Source organism: Cupriavidus sp. UME77 (genome assembly GCF_014170355.1).
Classification (GTDB): domain Bacteria; phylum Pseudomonadota; class Gammaproteobacteria; order Burkholderiales; family Burkholderiaceae; genus Cupriavidus; species Cupriavidus basilensis.
Genome location: NZ_LZZU01000031.1, coordinates 46,120 through 67,815 on the forward strand (window position 1 = coordinate 46,120; position 21,696 = coordinate 67,815).

Below are 21,696 nucleotides of genomic sequence, written 5' to 3' on the forward strand. Positions count from 1 at the left end.
TGTGCCCTGCCAGGCCCGTCTTCGCCAATCGCACGCCGCACGCAAGCCACCAGCTAGCCACTCGCAAGCCACGCCTTAAAGGACGCATCCCATGTCATCCGGTGTCATCCGTATCCGCGGAGCCCGTCAGCACAATCTCAAGAATCTCGACCTCGACCTGCACACCGGCGAAATGACCGTGGTGACGGGGCCGTCGGGTTCGGGCAAATCGAGCCTGGTGTTCGATACGCTCTACGCCGAAGGGCAGCGGCGCTACGTCGAAACCTTCAGCGCCTATGCGCGCCAGTTCCTGGACCGCATGGACCGGCCGCAGGTTGACCGGGTGGACGGCGTGCCGCCGGCCATCGCCATCGACCAGACCAACCCGGTGCGCAGCTCGCGCTCCACGGTCGGCACGATGACGGAGCTCAACGATCACCTGAAGCTGCTGTACGCGCGCGCCGCGGAGCTGTTCGACCGCCAGACCGCGCAGCCCGTGCGGCATGACTCGCCGGAGACCATCTACGCGGAGCTGCAAGCACGTGCCGCCCAGGGCGATCCGCGCCTGGTCGTCACCTTCCCGGTGGAACTGCCGGAAACCACCACCGATGCCGAGATCGAGCAGTGGCTCTCCGTCAGCGGCTACACGCGCGTGCAGGCGCAGCGCGTGGTGGCCTCGCCCACCGGCCCGCGCAAGGTGCTGGACGTGGTGGCCGACCGCTTCCGCCTGGGCAATACCGAAAAGGTGCGGGTGCTGGAAGCCATCGAGGCCTCGCTCAAGCGCGGCAGCGGCCGGGTCAATGTCTACGTGATCGACGCGGCGGACGAGGGCGCGCAGGCGCAGGTGTGGCGGTTCTCGACCGGCCTGCACAGCCCGGAAAGCGATATCCGCTATGCCGATCCGCAGCCCGCGCTGTTCTCCTTCAACTCCGCCTACGGCGCCTGCGAGACCTGCCGCGGCTTCGGCCGCGTGATCGGCGTCGACCTCGGCCTGGTGATCCCGGACGAGCGCAAGACGCTGCGCGGCGGTGCCATCAAGCCGATGCAGACGCCGGCCTGGAAGGAGTGCCAGGACGACCTGATGCGCTACGCCGCCAAGGCGGGCATCCCGCGCGACGTGGCGTGGTCAAGCCTCACCCCGGCCGAGCGCGCCTGGGTCATCGACGGCTCGCCGGACTGGAATGGCAAGTGGAATACGCACTGGTATGGCGTCAAGCGCTTCTTCGACTACCTGGAGTCGAAGGCGTACAAGATGCACATCCGCGTGCTGCTATCGAAGTACCGCAGCTATACGCCGTGCGAGACCTGCGGCGGCGCGCGGCTGAAGACCGAGGCGCTGTTGTGGCGCCTGGGCAGCAAGCCGGGTGCGGACGCCGTATGCGCGCCGGACAAGCGCTTCCTGCCGCGCGGCGTGGACTGGGACCGCACGCAGCTCGAAGCGCTGCCGGGCCTCACCGTGCACGACCTGATGCTGATGCCGATCGAGCGCATCCGCAAGTTCTTCGATGAGCTCACGCTGCCGAGCCTGATGCTCGATGACGCGCTCAAGCTGTTGCTGGCCGAGGTGCGCACGCGCCTGAAATACCTGTGCGACGTGGGCCTGGGCTACCTCACGCTGGACCGTCAGAGCCGCACGCTGTCCGGCGGCGAGGTGCAACGGATCAACCTGACCACCGCACTCGGCACCTCGCTGGTCAAGACGCTGTTCGTGCTGGACGAGCCCAGCATCGGCCTGCACCCGCGTGACCTGAACCGCATCGTCGAGGCCATGCATCGCCTGCGTGACGCCGGCAATACGCTGGTGGTGGTGGAGCACGATCCTTCGGTGATGCTCGCGGCTGACCGGCTCATCGACATGGGTCCCGGCCCGGGCGAGCGCGGTGGCAACATCATCTTTGACGGCACGCCTGCCGATATCCGCGGCTCGGGCACGCTCACCGGCGAGTATCTTGCCGGCCATCGCCAGGTGACCGATCTCTCCCGCTGGCAACCTCGCGCGGTTGATGCCGCGACGCCGCGCATCGTGCTCGAAGGCGCCTCCGAGCACAACCTGCGTGACGTCACCGTGGAGATCCCGCTACAGCGCCTGGTATGCGTGACCGGCGTTTCCGGCTCGGGCAAGTCCACCTTGCTGCAGGACGTGCTGTATCCCGCCATGGCGCGCCAGTTCGGCAAGTCCACGGATGCGCCCGGCGCCTTTCGCAGCCTCACCGGCGCGGAACAGGTGGCCGATGTGGTGTTTGTCGACCAGTCGCCCATCGGCAAGACCGCGCGCTCCAATCCGGCCAGTTATGTGGGGGCCTTCGACGAGATCCGCAAGCTGTTCGCCAAGGCGCCCATGGCGCTGCAGCGCAGCTATACCGCGGGCATGTTCAGCTTCAACTCCGGCGACGGGCGCTGCCCCACCTGCGGTGGCTCGGGCTTCGAGCACGTCGAGATGCAGTTCCTCTCCGACGTCTACCTGCGCTGCCCGGATTGCGATGGACGGCGTTACCGCGCGGAGATCCTCGAAGTGAAGATCGAGCGCGCGCTGCCGGGCCAGCCGCCGCGCGCGCTCAGCGTGGCCGATGTGCTCGAGCTGACCGTGAGCGAGGCCGTGGCGTACTTTGCTGGCGACGCGGCGGTGCTGCGCGTGCTGCAGCCGATCGTCGACGTGGGCCTGGAATACGTGAAGCTGGGCCAGCCGGTGCCGACATTGTCCGGGGGCGAGGCCCAGCGGCTGAAGCTGGCCGGCTACCTGGCCGAGACCGCGCAGGCGAGCAATACGCGCGTCAAGCCGATGCCGTACGAGTGCAAGCTGTTCATGTTCGACGAGCCCACCACCGGGCTGCACTTCGACGACATCGCCAAGCTGATGCGCGCTTTCGGCAAGCTGCTCGATGGCGGCCACTCGCTGATCGTGATCGAGCACAACCTCGACGTGGTGCGCGCCGCCGACTGGATCATCGACCTCGGCCCCGAGGGCGGCGACGCCGGCGGTGAAGTGCTGTGCGTGGGCACGCCGGAAGACGTCAAGCGCTGCGCGCACTCGCATACCGGCAAGGCGCTGCTGCAATACGACCGCGCCGTCGGCCATGCCTTTGTCGCGGAGGACGCGGGCGTGCCCTTGCAGGCCGCCTTGCGCGCGGCGCGCGCGCGCCGCGCCATCGAGGGCGAGGACGTGGTGCGCATCGTCAACGCGCACGAGCACAACCTGAAGGCGCTCAACGTCGATATCCCGCATGGCAAATTCAATGTGATCACCGGTGTGTCGGGATCGGGCAAATCCACGCTTGCTTTCGACATCCTGTTCCATGAAGGGCAGCGTCGCTATCTCGAATCCCTCAATGCCTACGCGCGCTCCATCGTGCAGCCCGCGGGGCGGCCGGAGGTGGATGCGGTGTACGGTATCCCGCCCACGGTGGCCATCGAGCAGCGCCTGTCGCGCGGCGGCCGCAAGAGCACGGTAGCGACCACCTCCGAGGTCTGGCACTTCCTGCGGCTGATGTATGTGAAGCTGGGCATCCAGCATTGCATCCACGACGGCACGCCGGTCACCTCGCAAAGCCCCGAGTCCATCGCGGCGCAGTTGCTGCGCGACTACAAGGGCCAGCATGTGGGCCTGCTGGCGCCGCTGGTGGTCAACCGCAAGGGGGTCTATACCGACCTGGCCAAATGGGCCAAGGCGCGCGGCAACACGCACCTGCGCGTGGACGGCGAATTCCTGCCAGTGGACCCGTGGCCGCGCCTGGACCGTTTCCGCGAGCACACCATCGAACTGCCGGTGGGTGACATCGTAGTGTCCGCGGACAACGAAGCCGCATTGCGCGCGCTGCTCGGGCAGGCGCTGGAAGCCGGCAAGGGCGTGATGCACCTGCTGGCGCCGCTCGATGGCCTGCAGCATGCCATGGGCAACGGCGGCACCGCTCGCGTCGGCAGCACCACGGTGTTCTCGACCAAGCGCGCCTGCCCGGTGTGCAGCACCAGCTATCCGGAACTGGACCCGCGCCTGTTCTCCTACAACAGCAAGCACGGCTGGTGCACCAGCTGCGTGGGTACCGGCCTGACCCTCACGCGCGAGCAGCGTGCGGCCTACGACGATACCGTGATGGCCGACGACAACCGCGGGCGCGAGCAGACGCTGCCCTCGGAACAGCAAGAGCCGGATGACGTGGCCGATACCCCGTGCGCGGATTGCGGCGGCACGCGGCTGAACCCGGTGGCGCGCGCGGTCACCTTCGACGCGCACCCCATCGTGGAAGTGGCGCAGTGGACAGTGTCCGACACGCACCGCTGGGTGCAGGGCCTGCACCTGGCCGGGCGCGAAGGCGAGATCGCGCGCGACGTGGTGAGCGAGATCCGCAGCCGCCTGCAGTTCCTGGAAGAGGTCGGCCTGGGCTACCTGAGCCTGGACCGCGCCGCGCCCAGCCTGTCCGGCGGCGAGGCGCAGCGCATCCGGCTGGCGGCGCAGCTTGGCAGCAACCTGCAGGGCGTGTGCTACGTGCTTGACGAGCCCACCATCGGCCTGCATCCGCGCGACAACCAGATCCTGCTCGACGCCCTGCGCAAGCTCGGCGAGAAGGGCAACACGCTGGTGGTGGTGGAGCACGACGAGGACACCATCCGCCGCGCCGACCACATCATCGACATCGGCCCTGGTGCCGGCAAGCGCGGCGGCACGCTGGTGGCGCAAGGCGGCGTGGCCGCGCTGTCGGCCAGTGCGGATTCGCTCACCGGGCAGTTCCTCGCCCATCCGATCCTGCATCCGTTGCAGCCGCGCCGTGAGGTCAAGCCGGAAGGCAAGAACAGCGCGGCCGTACCTGAGCGCTGGCTGACCGTGCACAACGCCACGAAGCACAACTTGCGCAACGTTACCGCCAGCATTCCCCTGGCGCGGCTGGTTGCCATCACGGGCGTCAGCGGCTCCGGCAAGTCCACGCTGGCGCGCGATGTGCTGATGGCCAACCTGCTCGATGCGGTGGGCCGCTCGGTGATGTCGTCGCCTGCCACGCGGCGCGCGCGCAAGGCGGCGGGCAGCGAGGCGCCCGCGCGCTCGCAGGCCACGGCGCGCACCGAGCCGCGCCGCAAGCTGGAGGTCACGCACAACTGGCAGGGCTGCGAGTCCATCACCGGGTATGAGAGCATCGATCGCGTGCTCGAGGTCGACCAGACCCCGATCGGCAAGACGCCGCGCTCCTGCCCGGCCACGTATATCGGCGTGTGGGACACCATCCGCAAGCTGTTCGCGCAGACGCTGGAGGCCAAGGCGCGCGGCTATTCCGCCTCGCGCTTTTCCTTCAACACCGGCGACGGGCGCTGCCCGGCCTGCGAGGGGCAGGGCGTGCGCACCATCGGCATGAGCTTCCTGCCGGACGTGAAGGTGCATTGCGATGTCTGCCACGGCCAGCGCTTCAACCCGGAAACGCTGGCGGTTACCTGGCGCGGCAAGAATATCGGCGACGTGCTGACGATGGAGATCGACGAGGCGGTGGAATTCTTCTCCGCCATGTCCAATATCGCGCACCCGCTGCAGCTGATGAAGGACGTGGGCCTGGGCTACCTGACGCTGGGCCAGCCGTCGCCCACGCTGTCTGGCGGCGAGGCGCAGCGCATCAAGCTGGTGACCGAGCTGTCCAAGGTGCGGGACGACATCACCCGCCGTGGGCAGCAGGCGCCGCACACGCTGTACGTGCTGGATGAGCCTACCGTGGGCCTGCACATGGCCGATGTGGCCAAGCTGATCCGTGTGCTGCACCGCCTGGCGGATGGCGGGCACAGCGTGGTGGTGATCGAGCATGATCTCGACGTGATCGCCGAGGCGGACTGGATCCTCGACCTGGGCCCGGAGGGCGGCGTGGCGGGCGGCGGCATTGTCGCCGCGACCGACCCCGAGGGGCTGGTGCGGGTGCGGGCCAGCCACACCGGCGCGGCGCTGGCGCCGGTGCTGGCCCGCGGCAAGGTGGCTGGCAAGGCCGCGCCAGAGAGCGGCAACGATGCCAGGCGCCGCCTTGCGGCGGCGCAGTAAAGCCAGCACGGGGGCCTCGCCCCTACCCGGAGGGCGAGGCTGCAGGCCGTTTTCACCCGGCGGCCCCGGTAGCTGACACAATGACGGATTCAGCAACTGGTGGCCGCCGCCGGTCCAGCCGTGCGCCGCAGAGGTGGCGGCCGGGCGGGCCATGCGTAGCCGCCGCATGACAGCGTGATACCAAAACCCCTTTCTCTTTTCTCCTTCCTCTGCCTACCCGCCATCGTGACGGCGGTTTGGCTCGCCCTGGCCAGCACGTCCGCGCTGGCGGCACCCGCTGCCGCATCGGACGCCAGCGGCGCACGCGCGCCTGCCAAGGCGGGCAAGCGCGTGGCCTCGGCGCCGACGCCAACCTCCCGGGCCGTTCAGCAAGCCACCACCGCGCCGCAGGTCAACCACGACCAATATGCACTGCGCCCCGAGCGCGACGTGCAGCCGCGCAGCAGCTTTGGCCTGCGGATGAAACCCGGCTGGCCGCAGCAGGACGATTCCGCCGGGCCCGGGCGTTAGCCAGCCCGCTCGGCACGCTGCCGGGCATACCGGCGGCAGTGCCTTTGCGGTACGCTCTGTGGGGTCCGCAGTCCGACCCGCAGTCCGACCCTTACACCGCAAGGAGCCCAGATGTCCATCAGCCCGTCCGGCTTTGCGTGCGCCCCGGCCGCAGCCCGTGCCACCGTCCATCACCTGCGCGCCTCGCGCATCCGCGAGGTGGCCAATGCCGGCATCGGCCTGCCCGACGTGCTGCCCTTCTGGTTCGGCGAGTCCGACCAGGTCACGCCCGCCTTTATCCGCGACGCCGCCAGCCGGGCACTGGCCGGCGGGGCGACGTTCTACACGCACAACCTGGGCATTGCCCCGCTGCGCAGCGCGCTGGCCGACTACGTCAGCGCGCTGCATGGCGCCACCGCTCTGGACAACGTGGTGGTGACCAGCGCCGGCGTCAACGCGCTGATGCTGGCTGCCCAGCTGGTGGCCGGGCCCGGTGACCGCGCGGTTGCCGTCACGCCGCTGTGGCCCAACCTGGTGGAAATCCCCAAGATCCTTGGCGCCGAGGTGGAAACCGTCTCGCTCGATTACGGCACGCACGGCTGGACCCTGGATCTCGACAAGCTGCTGGCCGCGCTGACGCCTGATACGCGCTTGCTGATGATCAACTCGCCGAACAACCCTACCGGCTGGGTGATGTCGCGCGCGGACCAGCAAGCGGTGCTCGCGCACTGCCGGCGCCATGGCATCTGGATCATTGCCGATGAAGTGTACGAGCGCTTGTATTACGGCGAAGGCGATGGCGCCATCGCGCCGTCGTTCCTGGATATCGCCAGCCGCGACGAGCGGGTGATCTGCGTCAACTCATTCTCCAAGGCCTGGTTGATGACCGGCTGGCGGCTGGGCTGGATGGTGCTGCCCGCGGCGCTCACCGACGACCTGGGCAAGCTGGTTGAGTACAACACATCGTGCGCGCCGTCCTTCGTGCAGGAAGCCGGCATCGTGGCGGTGCGGGAGGGCGAGGCCTTTACCCGTGAACTGGTCGGCAGGCTGCGCGCGGCGCGCGATCACCTGGTGGGTGCGTTGGCTGTGGTGCCGGGCGTGGATGTGCATGCGCCCGAGGGCGCCATGTATGTGTTCTTCCGGCTGGCCGGCGCCAGCGACAGCCTGGCGTTGTGCAAGCAGCTGGTGCGCGAGGCACGGCTCGGGCTGGCGCCGGGAAGCGCGTTCGGGGACGAGGGGGAGGGCTTTGTGCGTTGGTGCTATGCGTGTGATCCGGCAAGGCTGGACGAGGGTGTGCGGCGGTTGCGCGGGTTTCTGGGGCGTTGAGCGCCGCGCCGCTCGCGCCGCGATCGGGCCGGCGTGCGCCAGCTTCATGTTGAGACGGCACCGCTAGCACGAGCGCTTCACTGCGCAGCGGTCGCCTCTGCCTGCCACCAGCCGCCTCCCAGCGCCTGCAGCAGCGCCGCGGAATCGGTAAAGCGGCTGGCGGTGGCCTGCGACAGCGAGAGCGCGGCCTGCCGGTACTGCCGCTCGGCATCGAGCACCGCAAGCTGGCTGACGCCGCCGAGACGATACTGGCCGGTCACCACCGATAGCGTATCGGCGGCCTGCTTCGCACTGTCGGCGCGCGCCTGCAAGGTGTTGGCATCGGCTTCCAGCGCGCGCAGCGAATCCGCGACTTCACGCAGGCCTTGCAGTACCGTTTGCTGGTAGGCCGCGAGCGATTGCGCGTAGGCCGCTTGCGCCGCGCGCTTGCGCGCCACCAGTTCGCCGCCGCGGAACACCGGCTGCGCCAGCCCCGCGGCCAGCGACCACACGTTGAGACTGCCAAACAGATCGCGCGCGGAAAGCGCCTGCGTGCCGGCGCTGCCGGACAGCGTGAGCTGCGGGTAGAGCTGCGCGGTAGCCACGCCAATATTGGCCGACGCCTGGTGCAGCAGTGCCTCGGCCGCGCGGATATCCGGGCGCCGCCTTGCCATGGCGGAGGGCAGGCTTACCGGAAGCGTGGCGGGCAAGGTGAGATCTTCCAGCCGGAACTCGGGCAGCTCGGCGCTCGCGGGCGCCTGTCCCAGGTACACGGCAAGCTGGTGCCGCGTGGCCGCAAGCTGCTGCGCCAGGCCCGGCAGCAACGCCTGGCTCTGCGCCAGTTCATTGCGCTGGCGCTGCGCGTCCACCTGCGCCACGCCGCCCGCGCGCAAGCGTTGCTCGGTGATGGCGAGCTGGCGCTGCTGCGCCGCCACGATGGCCTCGGTGTCGGCAATCTGCGCGCGCAAGCCAGCCTCGCGGATGGCGGCCGTGGCCACGTTGCCGGCCAGCGTCAGGCGCGCGGCTTCCAGCTCGAAGCGCTGGTAGTCCACCGCCGCGCGCAGGCCTTCCAGTTCGCGGCGCTGGCCACCGAACAGGTCGAGCGTGTAGGAGATCTCCACGCTGGCGCCGTACAGCGTGAACGGCCCGGGGCTTGGGAAGGCGGTGATGCCAAGCGAGTTGAAGTCGACCTGCTGGCGCGTGGTGTTGAGCTTGGCGTCCACGCGCGGCAGCAGGCGCGCGCCGGTGGTGGCCACCAGTTCCTGGCGCGCCTGTTCGATGCGGGCCTGTGCTTGCGCCAGCGTTGGGCTGGCATCCAGCGCCGCGCGGATGGCGCGGTCCAGCGCGGGGCTGCGAAACAGCGTCCACCATTGCGCCGGCACGTCGGCGCCGCTCTCCAGCGTTTGCGCCTGGCCGTGCGGTGTGTCGGCGGCGCTGGTGCGCGCTGGCTGTGTGCCCTCGGTATAGGACGGCGCGGCGGGCGCGGCCGGCGCGGTGAAGTCCGGGCCCACCGCGCATGCCGAAAGCATGGCCGCCGCCATGACGGCGAGAGCCGTGCGCGATGTCGGTTTGCCGTGTGGCAGGGCTTGCATGGCAGGCTCCTCAATCCAGCGTGCGGCGATAGAAACGCACCGCGATGGTCATGACGACGACCGTGAACAAGGCCATCGGCCACACGTTCGGCCATAGCTCGGTCCAGCTGTTGCCTTTGAGCAGGATGCCGCGGATCAGGCGGTTGAAGTAGGTCATCGGCAACACGTTGCCAATGGCCTGCGCCCAGCGCGGCATCCCCTGGAAGGGAAACATGAAGCCGGATAGCAGCAGGTTCGGCAGGAAGTAGAAAAACGTCAGCTGCACCGCCTGCAACTGGTTTTGCGCAAGCGACGACAGCGTGATGCCCACGGTCAGGTTGGCGGCGATAAACAGCAGCGCCGCCAGGTAGACCGCCACCACCGAGCCGACAAACGGCACGCCGAAGACCCAGCGCGCGGCCAGCAGGATGATGGTGGACTGGATCAGGCCGATGAAGATGTAGGGGACGATCTTGCCGCTGATCACCTCCAGCGGCCTGACCGGCGTGGCAAGCAGGTTTTCCATGGTGCCGCGCTCGCGTTCGCGCGTCATCGCCAGGCCCGTCATCATGACCATGGTCATGGTCAGGATCACGCCCATCAGCCCGGGAATGATGTTGTACTGCGTGAGTCCCTCCGGGTTATAGAGGCGCTGCACCTGCACGTCGAACGGCGGCTTGCCGCCCGCCAGGTGCGCCAGCGCGCCCTGCAGGTCCTTGTCCGCGACCGAGAACGGCAGCTGCGACAGCGCGGCGATGGCCGAGCCGGTGGCGGACGGGTCGGTGGCATCGGCCTCCACCAGCAGCGCCGGGCGTTCGCCGCGCAGCAGCCGGCTGGTGAAGTCGGGCGGGATGCTGAGCACGAACTGCACCTCGCCCTTCATCAGCGCCTCGCGCCCGGCGGCTTCGTCGGGCAGGGTGCCGACCACGTTGAAGTAGGTGGTTGCCTGCATGCCGGCGACGAAGGAGCGCGTGAACTCGCTCTGGTCCGCGGCGATGACCGCGGTGGTGAGGTGGCGCGGATCGGTGTTGATGGCCAAGCCGAACAGCATCAGCTGCACGATGGGCAGGCCGACGATCATGCCGAAGGTGACGCGGTCCCGGCGCAGCTGCAGGAACTCCTTGAGCACGATGCTCCACCAGCGCTGCAGGGAGAGCGGCAAGCGTGCGCCGTTGGTGGCCTTGGCCGGTTCGCCTGCGTCGCGCGTCATGCCCGGGCCTCCTTGCTATCCCGCCTGGTTTTTTGCTTTTGCTCACCCGCGCGCATATTGTCCTCAGCGCCGCTCATCATGTGGATGAAGACGTCTTCCAGGCTGGTCTCGATTGGCTCGATCCGGTGCTGCGGGCCGGCAATGCGGCGCAGCGTGGCCTCCAGCGCGGGCGCATCATGCCCGGTGATGTGCAGCGCGCTGCCGAACACCACGGTCTGCTCCACGCCCGGCGCTCCCTTGAGCTGATCCGACAACGCGGAAAGCTGCTCGCCCTGCACGCTCCAGGTGACGAGCTTCTGGCTGGCCACCACTTCGCTTGCCGTGCCCTGCGCCAGCAGCTTGCCGTAGGCGATATAGGCGAGCTTGTGGCAACGTTCGGCCTCATCCATGTAGTGCGTGCTGACCAGCACCGAGATGCCGCGCGCGGCTAGCTGGTGCAGTTGCTCCCAGAAATCGCGGCGCGCCTTCGGGTCGACCCCGGCGGTGGGCTCGTCCAGCAGCAACAGTTCCGGTTCATGCAGCAGGCAGGCTGCCAGCGCCAGGCGCTGCTTCCAGCCGCCCGAGAGTGCGCCGGCCAGTTGCTGCGCGCGGCTGGCCAGGCCGAGGTGCTCGAGCGCCTGGTCCACCGCCTCGCGCCGGCGCGGCATGCCGTACACGCGCGCCACGAAATCCAGGTTCTCGCGGATGGAGAGATCGTCCCAGTAGGAGAATTTCTGCGTCATGTACCCCACGCGCCGCTTGATCTCGGCGGTCTCGCGCAGGATGTCGTAGCCCAGGCAGGTGCCGGTGCCCGAGTCCGGCGTCAGCAGCCCGCACATCATGCGGATGGACGTGGTCTTGCCGCTGCCGTTGGGGCCGAGGAAGCCGAAGATCTCGCCGCGCGCGACTTGCATCGTCAGGTTGTTGACGACGTGCTTGTCACCGTAGTGCTTGTTGATGTCGTGCACGTCGATGGCCAGGGCGCTGGCTTTGCCGGCCCCGCCGTCCAGGGGAGCAACGGTTGCGTTCATGGCCTTGCCACCTCGACCGGCTGGCCCGGATGGAGCTTCGGCGCGTCGGCCGGCGCGGGCCGCGCTTCCACCAGGAACACCAGCTTGTTGCGCGTTTCATTGCTGTAGATCACCGGCGGCGTGTACTCGGCCTGGCTGGAGATGTAGGTGACCGTGGCCGCAACAGGCGTGGCGCAGCCATCGCAGCGCACGCGCACGGCCTCGCCGTTCTTGAACGCGCCGAGCACGGCCTGCGGCACGTAGAAACGCACCTTGACGTTGCCCGGTGGCAGCAGCCGTACCACCGGGCTGCCGGCCGGCACCCAGTCGCCAAGGCGGAAGGGCGTGTCGTAGACCAGGCCGGCCTGGGTGGCGGCCACTGTCTTGCGCGAGAGCTTCCACTCGGCCTGCGCCAGCGCGGCGCGCGCGGCGGCCACCTGGGCTTGCTGGGCCGCCTGCTGCGCGGTGCGTCCCGGCAGCCTGGCCACGTCGATATCGCGCTGCAGCTCGCGCACGCGGGCGGCGTCGGAGGCGGCGGTGGCGCGGCTCTCTTCCAGCTGCGCCAGCGCGATCCCGCCGATGGCGTACTGGGCTTCGTCGCGCTTGCGTTGCGCGGCGCTGCGCACCGAGGCGGCTTGCGCCTGCGCCAGCTGGGCTCGGCTCACGTCGACTTCCGGCACGCGCTTGCCGGTCTGCAGGTCGGCAAGCTGGGACTCGGCCACGCGCACTTGTTCCGCCGCTTGCTGCCGGGCCGCGCGCTCGTCGTCGGCCTCCAGCGCGAATAGCGGCGCGCCACCTGCCACCTGCTGCCCGCGCTGGACGGAGATCTGGTCCAGCCGGCCGGCAAAGGGGGAGGCCACGCTGACGAACTCGCCCTCCACATAGCCCTGCCAGGAGGGTGGGGCAGGCTCGCCACAGGCGGATAGCAGCGCCGCGCCGATCAGGGCGGCCAATGGCCAGCCCGCACGCAGGTTCGGGACGGGGCGGGAGGAATGAGGCTGAGCGTGGCGAGGCATGCGGGCTCCGTGGCGGGCAGGCTGGGTTCAGGCGGACGGCGGCGTGGCCGGCCCGGGCTGCGCGATCGGCGCAATCGGCGCAATCGGCGCGATCGGCGCGATCGGCGCGATCGGCGCGATCGGCGGTACCCCCAGGCCGTGCGCCAGCAGCGCGCTGACGTGGCGTACCAGCGCCTCGCTGTCGATGGCGCCGGCGCCGGGCAGGCGGCGCCAGATATGGGTGGTGGCCAGCGGCAGCAGCGTCAGGCCGATCAGCGACACCATCAGCAGGGCCGGCTCCAGGCTGGCGTTGATCTCGCCGCGCGCGCGCGCCGCCGCTAGCGGGCCGATCACCAGGCCGGCGCGCCGCAGCGCGATCTTCTGCAGCACGCGCTGATGCAACTGGCCGTCCGCGCCAACGATCTCGCGGATCCACAGCCCGGGAAACCACGGCGTGGCGGCGGCGGTGCGGATCAGCCGCCCGGCAATGCCCACCAGCATGGCTGCCGCGTCCGCGCTGTCGGCCGCGGCCGGCGCGAACACCTGTTCCACCAGCGGCTGCAGGCGCTCGTCGACCACCGCGTCAAGCAACTGGTCGCGATCGCGGAAGTAGTAGTGCACGAGCGCCGGGGTGACGCCAGCATGGGTAGCGATGGTCTTGATCGGTGTGGCGGCAACGCCGCGCCGGGCGAACAATGCGGTGGCGGCGTCGAGCAACTGCTCGCGCTGTCCGGCGCTGGCAGCATCCCCGGCGGCGGGCCGGCCCGGACGGCGGCTTGCGGGCGGGGTGGCAGTAGCAGGTGGCATGGCGGCTCCTGAATCTCCAGATAATATTAATTTACGAATTAATTAATTCAAGGCCGATTGCAAAATGTCGCATAAGCCACTTTTATTTTGACTATGTTGCGATGCAGCAATGCAAGGTAGACATGTCATAAACGCTTGGCTATGCTTCGTCCGCCCATCAGCCGGGCTCGCCCCTTGATTTGCCTGCTGCTGTTCCCCGGATTTTTTCATGCTGCTTTGTCGCTTCCACGCCGCCCCAGCGCGGCTACGCCTGTTTTTTGCCGCGCGCCTGGCGGGTGTGGCCTTGTCGCTGGCCGGTCTTGCCGGCATGGCGGCCATGCCCGCCCTGGCGCAGGAAAAAGCCGGAACAAGCAGCGACGCGCCCGTGCAGGCCGATGCCCCCGAGGACTACGCCTTCCATGGCCAGACCACCTATATCTGGCAGCGCAAGCCGTCCTTCGGCGCGGCTTATTCCGGCGCCAACAGCCTGACGGCGGACCGCGCCAAGAGCTACTCGTTCAGCACCACACTCGATCTTGGCTTGCGCCTGTGGCGCGGCGCGGAGTTCCACTTCAACCCGGAGGTGACGCAGGGCGTGCCGTTCTCCGAGCTGCACGGCCTGGGCGGGCCGACCAACGGTGAACTGGCCAAGGTATCGAGCACCAGTCCGGTGTTCTACCGGGCGCGCGCGTTTGTCCGCCAGACCTGGGGGCTGGGCGGCGGCAGTGAACAGGTGGACGCCGATTTCAACCAGCTGGCCGGCAGCGTCGACAAGCGCCGCGTGGTGCTGACCGCCGGCAACTTCGGCGTACTCGACGTGTTCGACCAGAACGAGTACGGCTCCGACCCGCGCACCCAGTTCATGAACTGGTCGTTCATGGCGCACGGCTCCTTCGACTACCCGGCCGATGCGCGCGGCTACAACTGGGGCGTGGCGCTCGAGTACATCGGCGACATGTGGTCGGTGCGGCTTGGCCGCTTCCTGCAACCGCTGGAGTCCAACGGGCTGGAACTCGACACGCGGATGTTCCAGCACTATGGCGACATCCTCGAATTCGAGAAACGCTACAACCTGGCCGGCCAGCCCGGCGTGGCGCGCCTGCTGCTCTGGCGCAACAAGGCGCGCATGGGCGCGTTCAGCGATGCGCTGCAGCTTGGCGCCGCCACCGGCGCTACGCCGGACGTGGCCAATGTGCGCGAGGAGCACGCCAAGATCGGCGCGGGCTTGTCGCTGATGCAGCGGGTCAACGAGTCGCTGGGCGTGTTCGCGCGCGCCAATATGTCGGATGACAAGACCGAGACCTATGCCTTTACGGAAATCGGCCGCCAGGTCGCCATCGGCGGCGTGCTCAACGGCAATGCGTGGGGCCGGCCGCGCGATGTGGTTGGGTTGGCGATGTCGGTGAATATGCTGGGGTCGCGGCACCAGGCTTACCTGGCTGCCGGCGGGCAGGGCGCTTTTCTTGGCGATGGCACGTTGCGCTATGGTCCTGAGCAGGTCGTTGAGCTGTTCTACAGCTTCCAGCCGGTCAAGTACCTGAGCATCAGCCCGGATTTCCAGTACATCCGCAATCCTGGCTACAACCGCGACCGCGGCCCGGCGATGTTTTATGGCGTGCGCCTGCACGCGGAGTTTTGAGCAGGCCAGGATCATGGCGCAAGTAAAAACCCCGGCGTGCGTGCCGGGGTTTTTCTTGGTTTCATGCGTTCGCGAGGCTCACTGCCGTGCGTTGCGCCGGTTGTCCGGCCACGGCGTGTTGAAGTTGGTGCGGAACGGATTGATATCCAGCCCGCCGCGCCGTGTATAGCGCGCATAAACCGCCAGCTTCACCGGCTTGCACTGCCGCATCACGTCGGTGAAGATCCGCTCCACGCATTGCTCGTGGAACTCGTTGTGGTTGCGGAACGAGATCAGGTACTTGAGCAGTCCTTCCTGGTTGATCGGCGCGCCCACGTAGCGGATCTGCACGCTGCCCCAGTCCGGCTGGCCGGTCACCAGGCAGTTGGACTTGAGCAGGTGCGAGACCAGTGTTTCCTCCACCGGCGATTCGTCCTGGGCGGCATGCAGCAAGTGCGGCGCCGGCTCGTAGATGTCGGTTTCGATGTCGAGCCGGTCCAGCTGCACGCCGTCCAGCTCGGCCATCTTCTGCGTGCCGAGATCGGCCTCGGTCACCAGGCGCACCTGCACCGTGCCGCCGGTGGCCTCGGACAGGTCGTGGTGCAGCAACTGCTGCAACGCCTCGGGCGAGGCGATCTTGCTCTGGTTGAACGAATTCAGGTAGAGCTTGAACGACTTGGACTCGACGATGTTGGGCGTGTCGGCCGGAATGATGAAGCTGGCCAGCGCCACCTGCGGCTTGCCCTTCATGTTCAGCCACGACAGCTCGTACGCGTTCCAGATGTCCACGCCGAAGAACGGCAGCGCGCGGCCTTGCGCCAGGCCGATCTCCGTGCGCTTGGGCTGGCGCGGGATCGGAAACAGCAACGTCGGGTCGTACTCGGTCTTGTAGGCCGAGGGTTTGCCTAGCGGCGATTGTTCGGGAAGGCTCATGGTTGCCTCGGATGATCAGGACAGGAACAGCTTGTACACGGGATTTTCGGTCTCTTCCCAGTGTACATAGCCCAGCGTGGCGAGGAAGGCGCGGAAGGCGCGCTTCTCGTTCTTGGGCACCTGGATGCCAACCAGGATGTTGGAGGTGTCGCCGCCCTGGTTGCGGTAGTGGAACAGGCTGATATTCCAGTTCGGGCTCATGCTCGACAGGAAGCGCATCAGCGCGCCCGGCCGCTCGGGAAACTCGAATCGGTACAGCAGTTCGTCATGCGCCAGCGGCGAGTGCCCGCCCACCATGTAGCGGATGTGCTGCTTGGCCAGCTCATCGTTGGACAGGTCCAGCGTATCGAAACCGTGGCGGCGGAATCCGGCGGCGATCTTCTCGTTCTCCGCGCGGCTCGCAATCTGCACGCCGACGAAGATATGCGCCATGCTCTTGTCGGCGATGCGGTAGTTGAACTCGGTCACATTGCGCGTGCCGAGCTGCTCGCAGAAGCGCTTGAAGCTGCCGCGTTCCTCGGGGATGCTGACCGCGAAGACCGCCTCGCGCGCCTCGCCCACCTCGGCGCGCTCCGCCACGAAGCGCAGGCGGTCGAAGTTCATGTTCGCGCCGCAGGCAATGGCCACCAGGTGCTGGCCCTTGAGCTTCTCGCGCTCGGCGTAGAGTTTCAGGCCGGCCACGGCCATCGCGCCGGCCGGCTCCAGGATGCTGCGGGTATCCTGGAACACGTCCTTGAGCCCGGCGCAGATGGCGTCGGTGTCCACCAGGATGATCTCGTCGACCAGCTCGCGCGTGATGCGGAAGGTTTCCTTGCCGACCAGCTTCACGGCGGTGCCGTCCGAGAACAGGCCCACTTCCTTGAGTTCCACGCGCTTGCCCGCGTCCACCGAGCGCTTCATCGCGTCGGAGTCCACGGTTTGCACGCCGATCACCTTGATCTCGGGGCGCACTGCCTTGATGTAGGACGCAATGCCGGAGATCAGGCCGCCACCGCCGATCGCCACGAACACCGCATGCAGCGGGCCCGGGTGCTGGCGCAGGATTTCCATGGCGATGGTGCCTTGGCCGGCGATGACTTCGGGATCGTCGAAGGGGTGGATGAAGGTCAGCTTGTGCTTCTTCTCCAGCACCGCGGCGTGGTTGTAGGCGTCGCTGTACGAGTCGCCGTGCAGCACGATTTCCACCCACTCGCCGCCGCGCTCGCGCACCGCGTCGATCTTCACCTGCGGGGTGGTGACCGGCATCGCGATCAGCGCCTTGCACTTCAGGCGCGCGGCCGAGAGCGCCACGCCCTGCGCGTGATTGCCGGCAGAGGCGGCGATCACGCCGCGCTTGAGTTCTTCCGGCGACAGCGAGGCCATCTTGTTGTACGCGCCGCGCAGCTTGAACGAGAACACCGGCTGGGTGTCCTCGCGCTTGAACCACACCTTGTTGCCGGTGCGCGCGGAGAGCAGGTTTGCATAGGTGAGATCGGTCTCCTGGGCCACGTCGTACACCTTGGCGGTCAGGATCTTTCTCAGGTAATCGGGTTTGCGGGTCATCGTGGACAGCCGGGGCGGGGATTGGCGGAAACCGGTAATGATAATGGATGGCGGGGGGCGGCGATGGCTGCACCCCTGTGCAAGCGGGCGCGAAGGGCAGGCAAGCTCACCTTCGTGCGCAAGGCCCGTTGCGCACCGCAGCGGTGCAGGCGCCGCCGTGGCGCGCCGAAGGGGCGTTTGCGCACCTTGTAGGACGAAGCCCGGTGGACGCTGCCGGAACACTCGTGATACGGTGTAACGCAATGCCTTCCCTACCTCTTATCGAACCGAACACCGCACTGTTCCTGGATTTCGACGGTACGCTGGCCGACCTTGCGCCGCGTCCTGACCTCGTGCAGGTCGAACCGGAACTGGTGGGGACGCTGCGCGCCCTGCATCTGCATCTGGGCGGCGCGCTAGCCCTGGTTTCCGGCCGGCCGATCGCCGAGCTGGATCATTTCCTGCATCCGCTGCAACTGCCGTGCGCCGGCGTGCATGGCGCGGAGCTGCGCGACGCGGGCGGCCACCGCCTGCGCCAGCCTGATCCCGGCGTGCCGCTGCTGCTCCCGCCGCTCGAAGCGCTGGTCGGCGCGCATCCCGGCCTGCAGCTCGAGCGCAAGTCGGTCGCGGTCGCGGTGCACTACCGCGCCGTTCCCCATCTCGAAGGCATGGTGCGCAACTTCGCGGCCCAACTCGCCGGCGGCGTGCCGGGCATCGAAGTCCTGCACGGCAAGATGGTGGTGGAGCTCAAGCCGGCTGGCATCGACAAGGGCGGCGCCATCGATGCCTTTATGCGCAGCCCGCCATTTGCGCGGCGCACGCCGCTGTTTGCCGGCGACGATATTACCGACGAGGCTGGCTTTGCCGTGGTGCGCCGCCTCGGCGGCATCGGCTTGCTGGTTGGCGCGCGGCCCAGCGCCGCCACCGCCAGCGTGACCGGCCCGGCCGCGCTGCGCTGCTGGCTGCATCGCTCCGCCAAGGCACTCGAAGTCATGGCCGCCGCGCAGGGCAAGCAGGTTTCCGGAGCTACATCCACAACGACGTCTTGAGGGGGATTCGCTGTGAGCAACCCATCCACCGAGGATAATCCGGCGCGCGCCGGAGGTGCCGGCCGCTACGCCGACCCTTCGCTATCGCTAGGCATGATCGGCAACTGCGCGATCTCCGCGCTGGTCGACGGGCGCGGGCGCATCGTGTGGTGCTGCCTGCCGCGCTTTGACGGCGACCCGGTCTTCAATGCCTTGCTCGATCCGGGCGAGAACGCTGGCCACTTCGCCATCGAAATCGAGGACTTCCAGGAAGCACACCAGTGGTACGAGCCCAATACGGCCGTGCTGCGGACCCGGCTGACCGACCAGCACGGCAACAGCCTTGAGATCACCGATTTCGCACCGCGTTTTTTCCGCATCGGGCGTTACTTCCGCCCCACCTCGCTGATCCGCCGCATCCGCCCGATACAGGGCGCGCCGCGTGTGCGCGTGACGTTGGCGCCGCGTTTCGACTGGGGGCGCATCAAGCCCGAGATCACGCGCGGCAGCAGCCACGTGCGCTATATCGGCGACGGCACCACGCTGCGCATGACCACCGACGCGCCGCTGACCTACGTGCTGTCGCACACGCCATTCCTGCTCACGCGCGACCTCAACTTCATCCTCGGTCCTGACGAAACCCTGCAAGGCGGCGTGGAGGAAATCGCGCGCGACTTCGAGCAGGAAACCACGGCTTACTGGAAGATGTGGAGCCGCCGTCTCGCGGTGCCGCGCGAGTGGCAGGACGCGGTGATCCGCGCCGCCATCACGCTCAAGCTGTCGCTGTATGAAGAGACGGGCGCCATCGTCGCGGCCATGACCACCAGCATTCCCGAGGCGCCCGGCAGCGGGCGCAACTGGGATTACCGCTTCTGCTGGCTGCGCGATGCCTTCTTCGTGATCCGCGCGCTCAACAGCTTGTCCGAGGTCGGCACCATGGAGGACTACCTGCGCTGGTTGTCCAACGTGGTGATGCAATCCAGGAATGGCCATATCCAGCCGCTGTACGGCATCGGGCTGGAGCTCGAATTGCCGGAGAGCATGCTCGATCATTTGTCCGGCTACCGTGGCATGGGTCCGGTGCGCGTGGGCAACCAGGCACAGGAGCACTTCCAGCATGATGTCTACGGCAACGTGGTGCTGGGCGCGGCCCAGGCTTTCCACGACCATCGCCTGCTGCACCGCGGCGGGGCGGCCGAGTACCACGTGCTGGAAACCGTGGGCGAGCAGGCGGTACGCGTGTTCGGCACGCCCGATGCGGGCATGTGGGAGCTGCGCACGCGCGCGCGGGTGCATACCTCGTCCGCGCTGATGAGCTGGGCCGCCTGCGACCGCCTTGCCAAGATCGGCGATGCGCTGCAATTGCCCGATCGCGCGGCTTACTGGCGCCAGCATGCCGACGGCATGAAGGTGCGCATCGTGCGTGAGTCCTGGAGCGAGGAACGCCAGGCGTTCGCCGAGAGCTTCGGCGGGCGCGAGCTCGATGCCAGCGTGTTGCTGATGGCCGAGGTCGGCTTTATCGAGCCCAGGGATGAACGTTTCATGTCCACGCTCAAGGCCATGGAAGCGTCGCTGTGCGACGGGCCCTACATGCGCCGCTATGAGGCGCCGGACGACTTCGGCAAGCCCGAGACCGCCTTCAACATCTGCACCTTCTGGCGTATCGATGCGCTCGCGCGCGTGGGGCGCCGGGAGGAAGCGCGCGAGATCTTCGAGGCCATGCTGGCGGCGCGCAATCCGCTTGGCCTGCTGTCCGAGGATACGCACCCCGTGACCGGCGAGATGTGGGGCAATTTTCCGCAGACCTACTCGATGGTGGGCCTGATCAACGGCGCCATGCGCCTGTCCGCGCCATGGGATTCCGTGATCTGAAGGCGCGCGCGGCAAGGCCAGCGCAAAGGAATGTATGGGCAGACTAGTAGCGGTATCCAACCGCGTGGCCGATCCGCGCAACGTTGCCGCGGGCGGCCTCGCCGTGGCACTGGGCGAAGCGCTCAAGGCTACCGGCGGCATGTGGTTCGGCTGGAGCGGCAAGATCGTGGAAGCCGCGCAGGGCGGCACGCCGGGCGAGGGAGAGCTGCATATCCAGCAAGCCGGCAACGTCACGCTGGCCACGGTCGACCTGTGCCGCGAGGACCACGACGCGTACTACCAGGGCTACAGCAATGGCGTGTTGTGGCCGGTGTTCCACTATCGCATCGACCTGGCGGATTTCGACTCCGGCTATCTCAACATCTATCGCCGCGTCAACCAGCTCTTTGCACGCAAGCTTGCGCCGCTGCTGCGCCCGGACGATGTGATCTGGATCCACGACTATCACCTGATCCCGCTTGCGTCGGAGCTGCGCGCCATGGGCTGCGGCCAGCGCATGGGCTTTTTCCTGCATATCCCGCTGCCCCCGCCGCTGATCCTTGCCGCCATCCCGCAGCACGAATGGCTGATGCGGGCGCTGTTCGCCTATGACTTGGTTGGCTTCCAGAGCCAGCTCGATCTCGAGCATTTCTCGCGCTACGTGCAAAGCGAAGCGCAGGCCGAGCCCATGGGCGAGTATCGCTTCCGGGCCTTCCACCGCACCGTGCGCGCGCAGGCGTTCCCGATCGGCATCGACGTCGACGAGTTCGCCGCGCTGGGCCAGTGCGAGGAATCGCGCGAGACATACGAGATGATGCGCGGCCAGTATTCGAGCCGCCGTCTTCTGCTTGGCATCGACCGGCTCGATTACTCCAAGGGGCTGCCGCAGCGGCTCAAGGCAGTCAGGACGCTGATGGCGCAGTATCCGGAGAACCGCCGCAGCGCCACGCTGATCCAGATTGCCGCGCCATCGCGCGAAACGGTGGATGCCTACGCAGATCTGCGGCGCGAGCTGGAAGGGTTGTCGGGGGCGATCAATGGCGAGTACGGCGAGCTGGACTGGATGCCGGTGCGCTACATCCATCGCACCACGGCACGGCGCCGTTTGCCGGGCCTTTGCCGCGCTTGCCGCGTGGCGCTGGTGACGCCGTTGCGCGATGGGATGAACCTGGTCGCGAAGGAGTTTGTCGCCGCGCAGGATCCGGACGATCCCGGGGTCCTGGTGCTATCGCGGTTTGCTGGTGCTGCCGAGCAGTTGCGCGAGGCGTTGCTGGTGAATCCATACGATATCAATGCCACCGCGCAGGCGATTCAGCAGGCCTTGCATATGCCGCTGGCGGAGCGGCAGTCACGGCATCAGAAGCTGCTGGAGCGGATTCGGGCGCAGGATGTGCATTGGTGGAGGAGGGAGTATTTG

General features: G+C 67.8%; 14 protein-coding genes. 7 read left to right on the forward strand and 7 right to left on the reverse strand.

What is annotated here, in order from left to right; genetic code table 11:
• Positions 1-91 precede the first annotated feature (91 nt).
• The 3 genes from uvrA (at position 92) to A9975_RS11815 (ending at position 7,798) form a co-directional block, all read left to right on the forward strand.
• Positions 92-5,983 (forward strand): excinuclease ABC subunit UvrA, encoded by a 5,892-nt coding sequence (gene uvrA, locus A9975_RS11805; RefSeq protein WP_183032838.1) that lies wholly within the window; start codon positions 92-94, stop codon positions 5,981-5,983.
• A gap of 225 nt (positions 5,984-6,208) precedes the next feature.
• Complete coding sequence (locus A9975_RS11810) at positions 6,209-6,493, forward strand: hypothetical protein (protein ID WP_183032839.1); 285 nt, start codon at positions 6,209-6,211, stop codon at positions 6,491-6,493.
• 111 nt (positions 6,494-6,604) lie between these two features.
• On the forward strand, positions 6,605-7,798 hold the full coding sequence (locus tag A9975_RS11815; RefSeq protein ID WP_183032840.1) for a pyridoxal phosphate-dependent aminotransferase: 1,194 nt from the start codon (positions 6,605-6,607) through the stop codon (positions 7,796-7,798).
• 77 nt (positions 7,799-7,875) lie between these two features.
• Here the strand turns inward: A9975_RS11815 and A9975_RS11820 are convergent, their stop codons facing one another.
• From A9975_RS11820 to A9975_RS11840, 5 genes are read right to left on the reverse strand one after another with little or no spacing between them, the layout of a single operon-like run.
• The gene (locus tag A9975_RS11820; protein ID WP_183032841.1) at positions 7,876-9,369 is read right to left on the reverse strand and encodes an efflux transporter outer membrane subunit; all 1,494 of its coding nucleotides are present in this window, start codon (positions 9,367-9,369) and stop codon (positions 7,876-7,878) included.
• Positions 9,370-9,379: 10 nt separating this feature from the next.
• Positions 9,380-10,558, reverse strand: a complete 1,179-nt coding sequence (locus A9975_RS11825; protein WP_183032842.1) for an ABC transporter permease — start codon at positions 10,556-10,558, stop codon at positions 9,380-9,382.
• On the reverse strand, positions 10,555-11,568 hold the full coding sequence (locus A9975_RS11830; RefSeq protein WP_183032843.1) for an ABC transporter ATP-binding protein: 1,014 nt from the start codon (positions 11,566-11,568) through the stop codon (positions 10,555-10,557). Before A9975_RS11830 ends, A9975_RS11825 begins: the two co-directional genes overlap by 4 nt.
• On the reverse strand, positions 11,565-12,563 hold the full coding sequence (locus tag A9975_RS11835; protein WP_183032844.1) for an HlyD family secretion protein: 999 nt from the start codon (positions 12,561-12,563) through the stop codon (positions 11,565-11,567). Before A9975_RS11835 ends, A9975_RS11830 begins: the two co-directional genes overlap by 4 nt.
• A 27-nt stretch (positions 12,564-12,590) precedes the next feature.
• On the reverse strand, positions 12,591-13,349 hold the full coding sequence (locus A9975_RS11840; protein ID WP_255503171.1) for a TetR/AcrR family transcriptional regulator: 759 nt from the start codon (positions 13,347-13,349) through the stop codon (positions 12,591-12,593).
• Positions 13,350-13,557: 208 nt separating this feature from the next.
• Here A9975_RS11840 and A9975_RS11845 point away from each other — a divergent pair, with 208 nt between their 5' ends.
• Positions 13,558-14,967, forward strand: coding sequence for a carbohydrate porin (locus A9975_RS11845; RefSeq protein WP_183032845.1), 1,410 nt, complete (start codon positions 13,558-13,560; stop codon positions 14,965-14,967).
• Between the two features lie 78 nt (positions 14,968-15,045).
• Here A9975_RS11845 and queF read toward each other — a convergent pair whose 3' ends face one another.
• Together queF and ilvA are read right to left on the reverse strand one after the other, a co-directional pair.
• A complete protein-coding gene (queF, locus tag A9975_RS11850) occupies positions 15,046-15,879 on the reverse strand; it encodes an NADPH-dependent 7-cyano-7-deazaguanine reductase QueF (protein ID WP_043343529.1) in 834 nt (277 codons plus the stop codon).
• Positions 15,880-15,894: 15 nt separating this feature from the next.
• A complete protein-coding gene (gene ilvA / locus A9975_RS11855) occupies positions 15,895-17,421 on the reverse strand; it encodes a threonine ammonia-lyase, biosynthetic (RefSeq protein WP_174425600.1) in 1,527 nt (508 codons plus the stop codon).
• Positions 17,422-17,663: 242 nt separating this feature from the next.
• Between ilvA and otsB the strand changes: the two genes are divergently transcribed.
• The 3 genes from otsB to A9975_RS11870 form a co-directional block, all read left to right on the forward strand.
• Positions 17,664-18,449: a trehalose-phosphatase gene (gene otsB / locus A9975_RS11860; protein WP_183032846.1), complete on the forward strand. Its 786-nt coding sequence runs from the start codon at positions 17,664-17,666 to the stop codon at positions 18,447-18,449.
• A gap of 12 nt (positions 18,450-18,461) precedes the next feature.
• On the forward strand, positions 18,462-20,300 hold the full coding sequence (locus A9975_RS11865) for a glycoside hydrolase family 15 protein (RefSeq protein ID WP_370564425.1): 1,839 nt from the start codon (positions 18,462-18,464) through the stop codon (positions 20,298-20,300).
• A gap of 34 nt (positions 20,301-20,334) precedes the next feature.
• Positions 20,335-21,696: trehalose-6-phosphate synthase (locus tag A9975_RS11870; protein WP_183032847.1), on the forward strand; the 1,362-nt coding region annotated here is incomplete at its 3' end.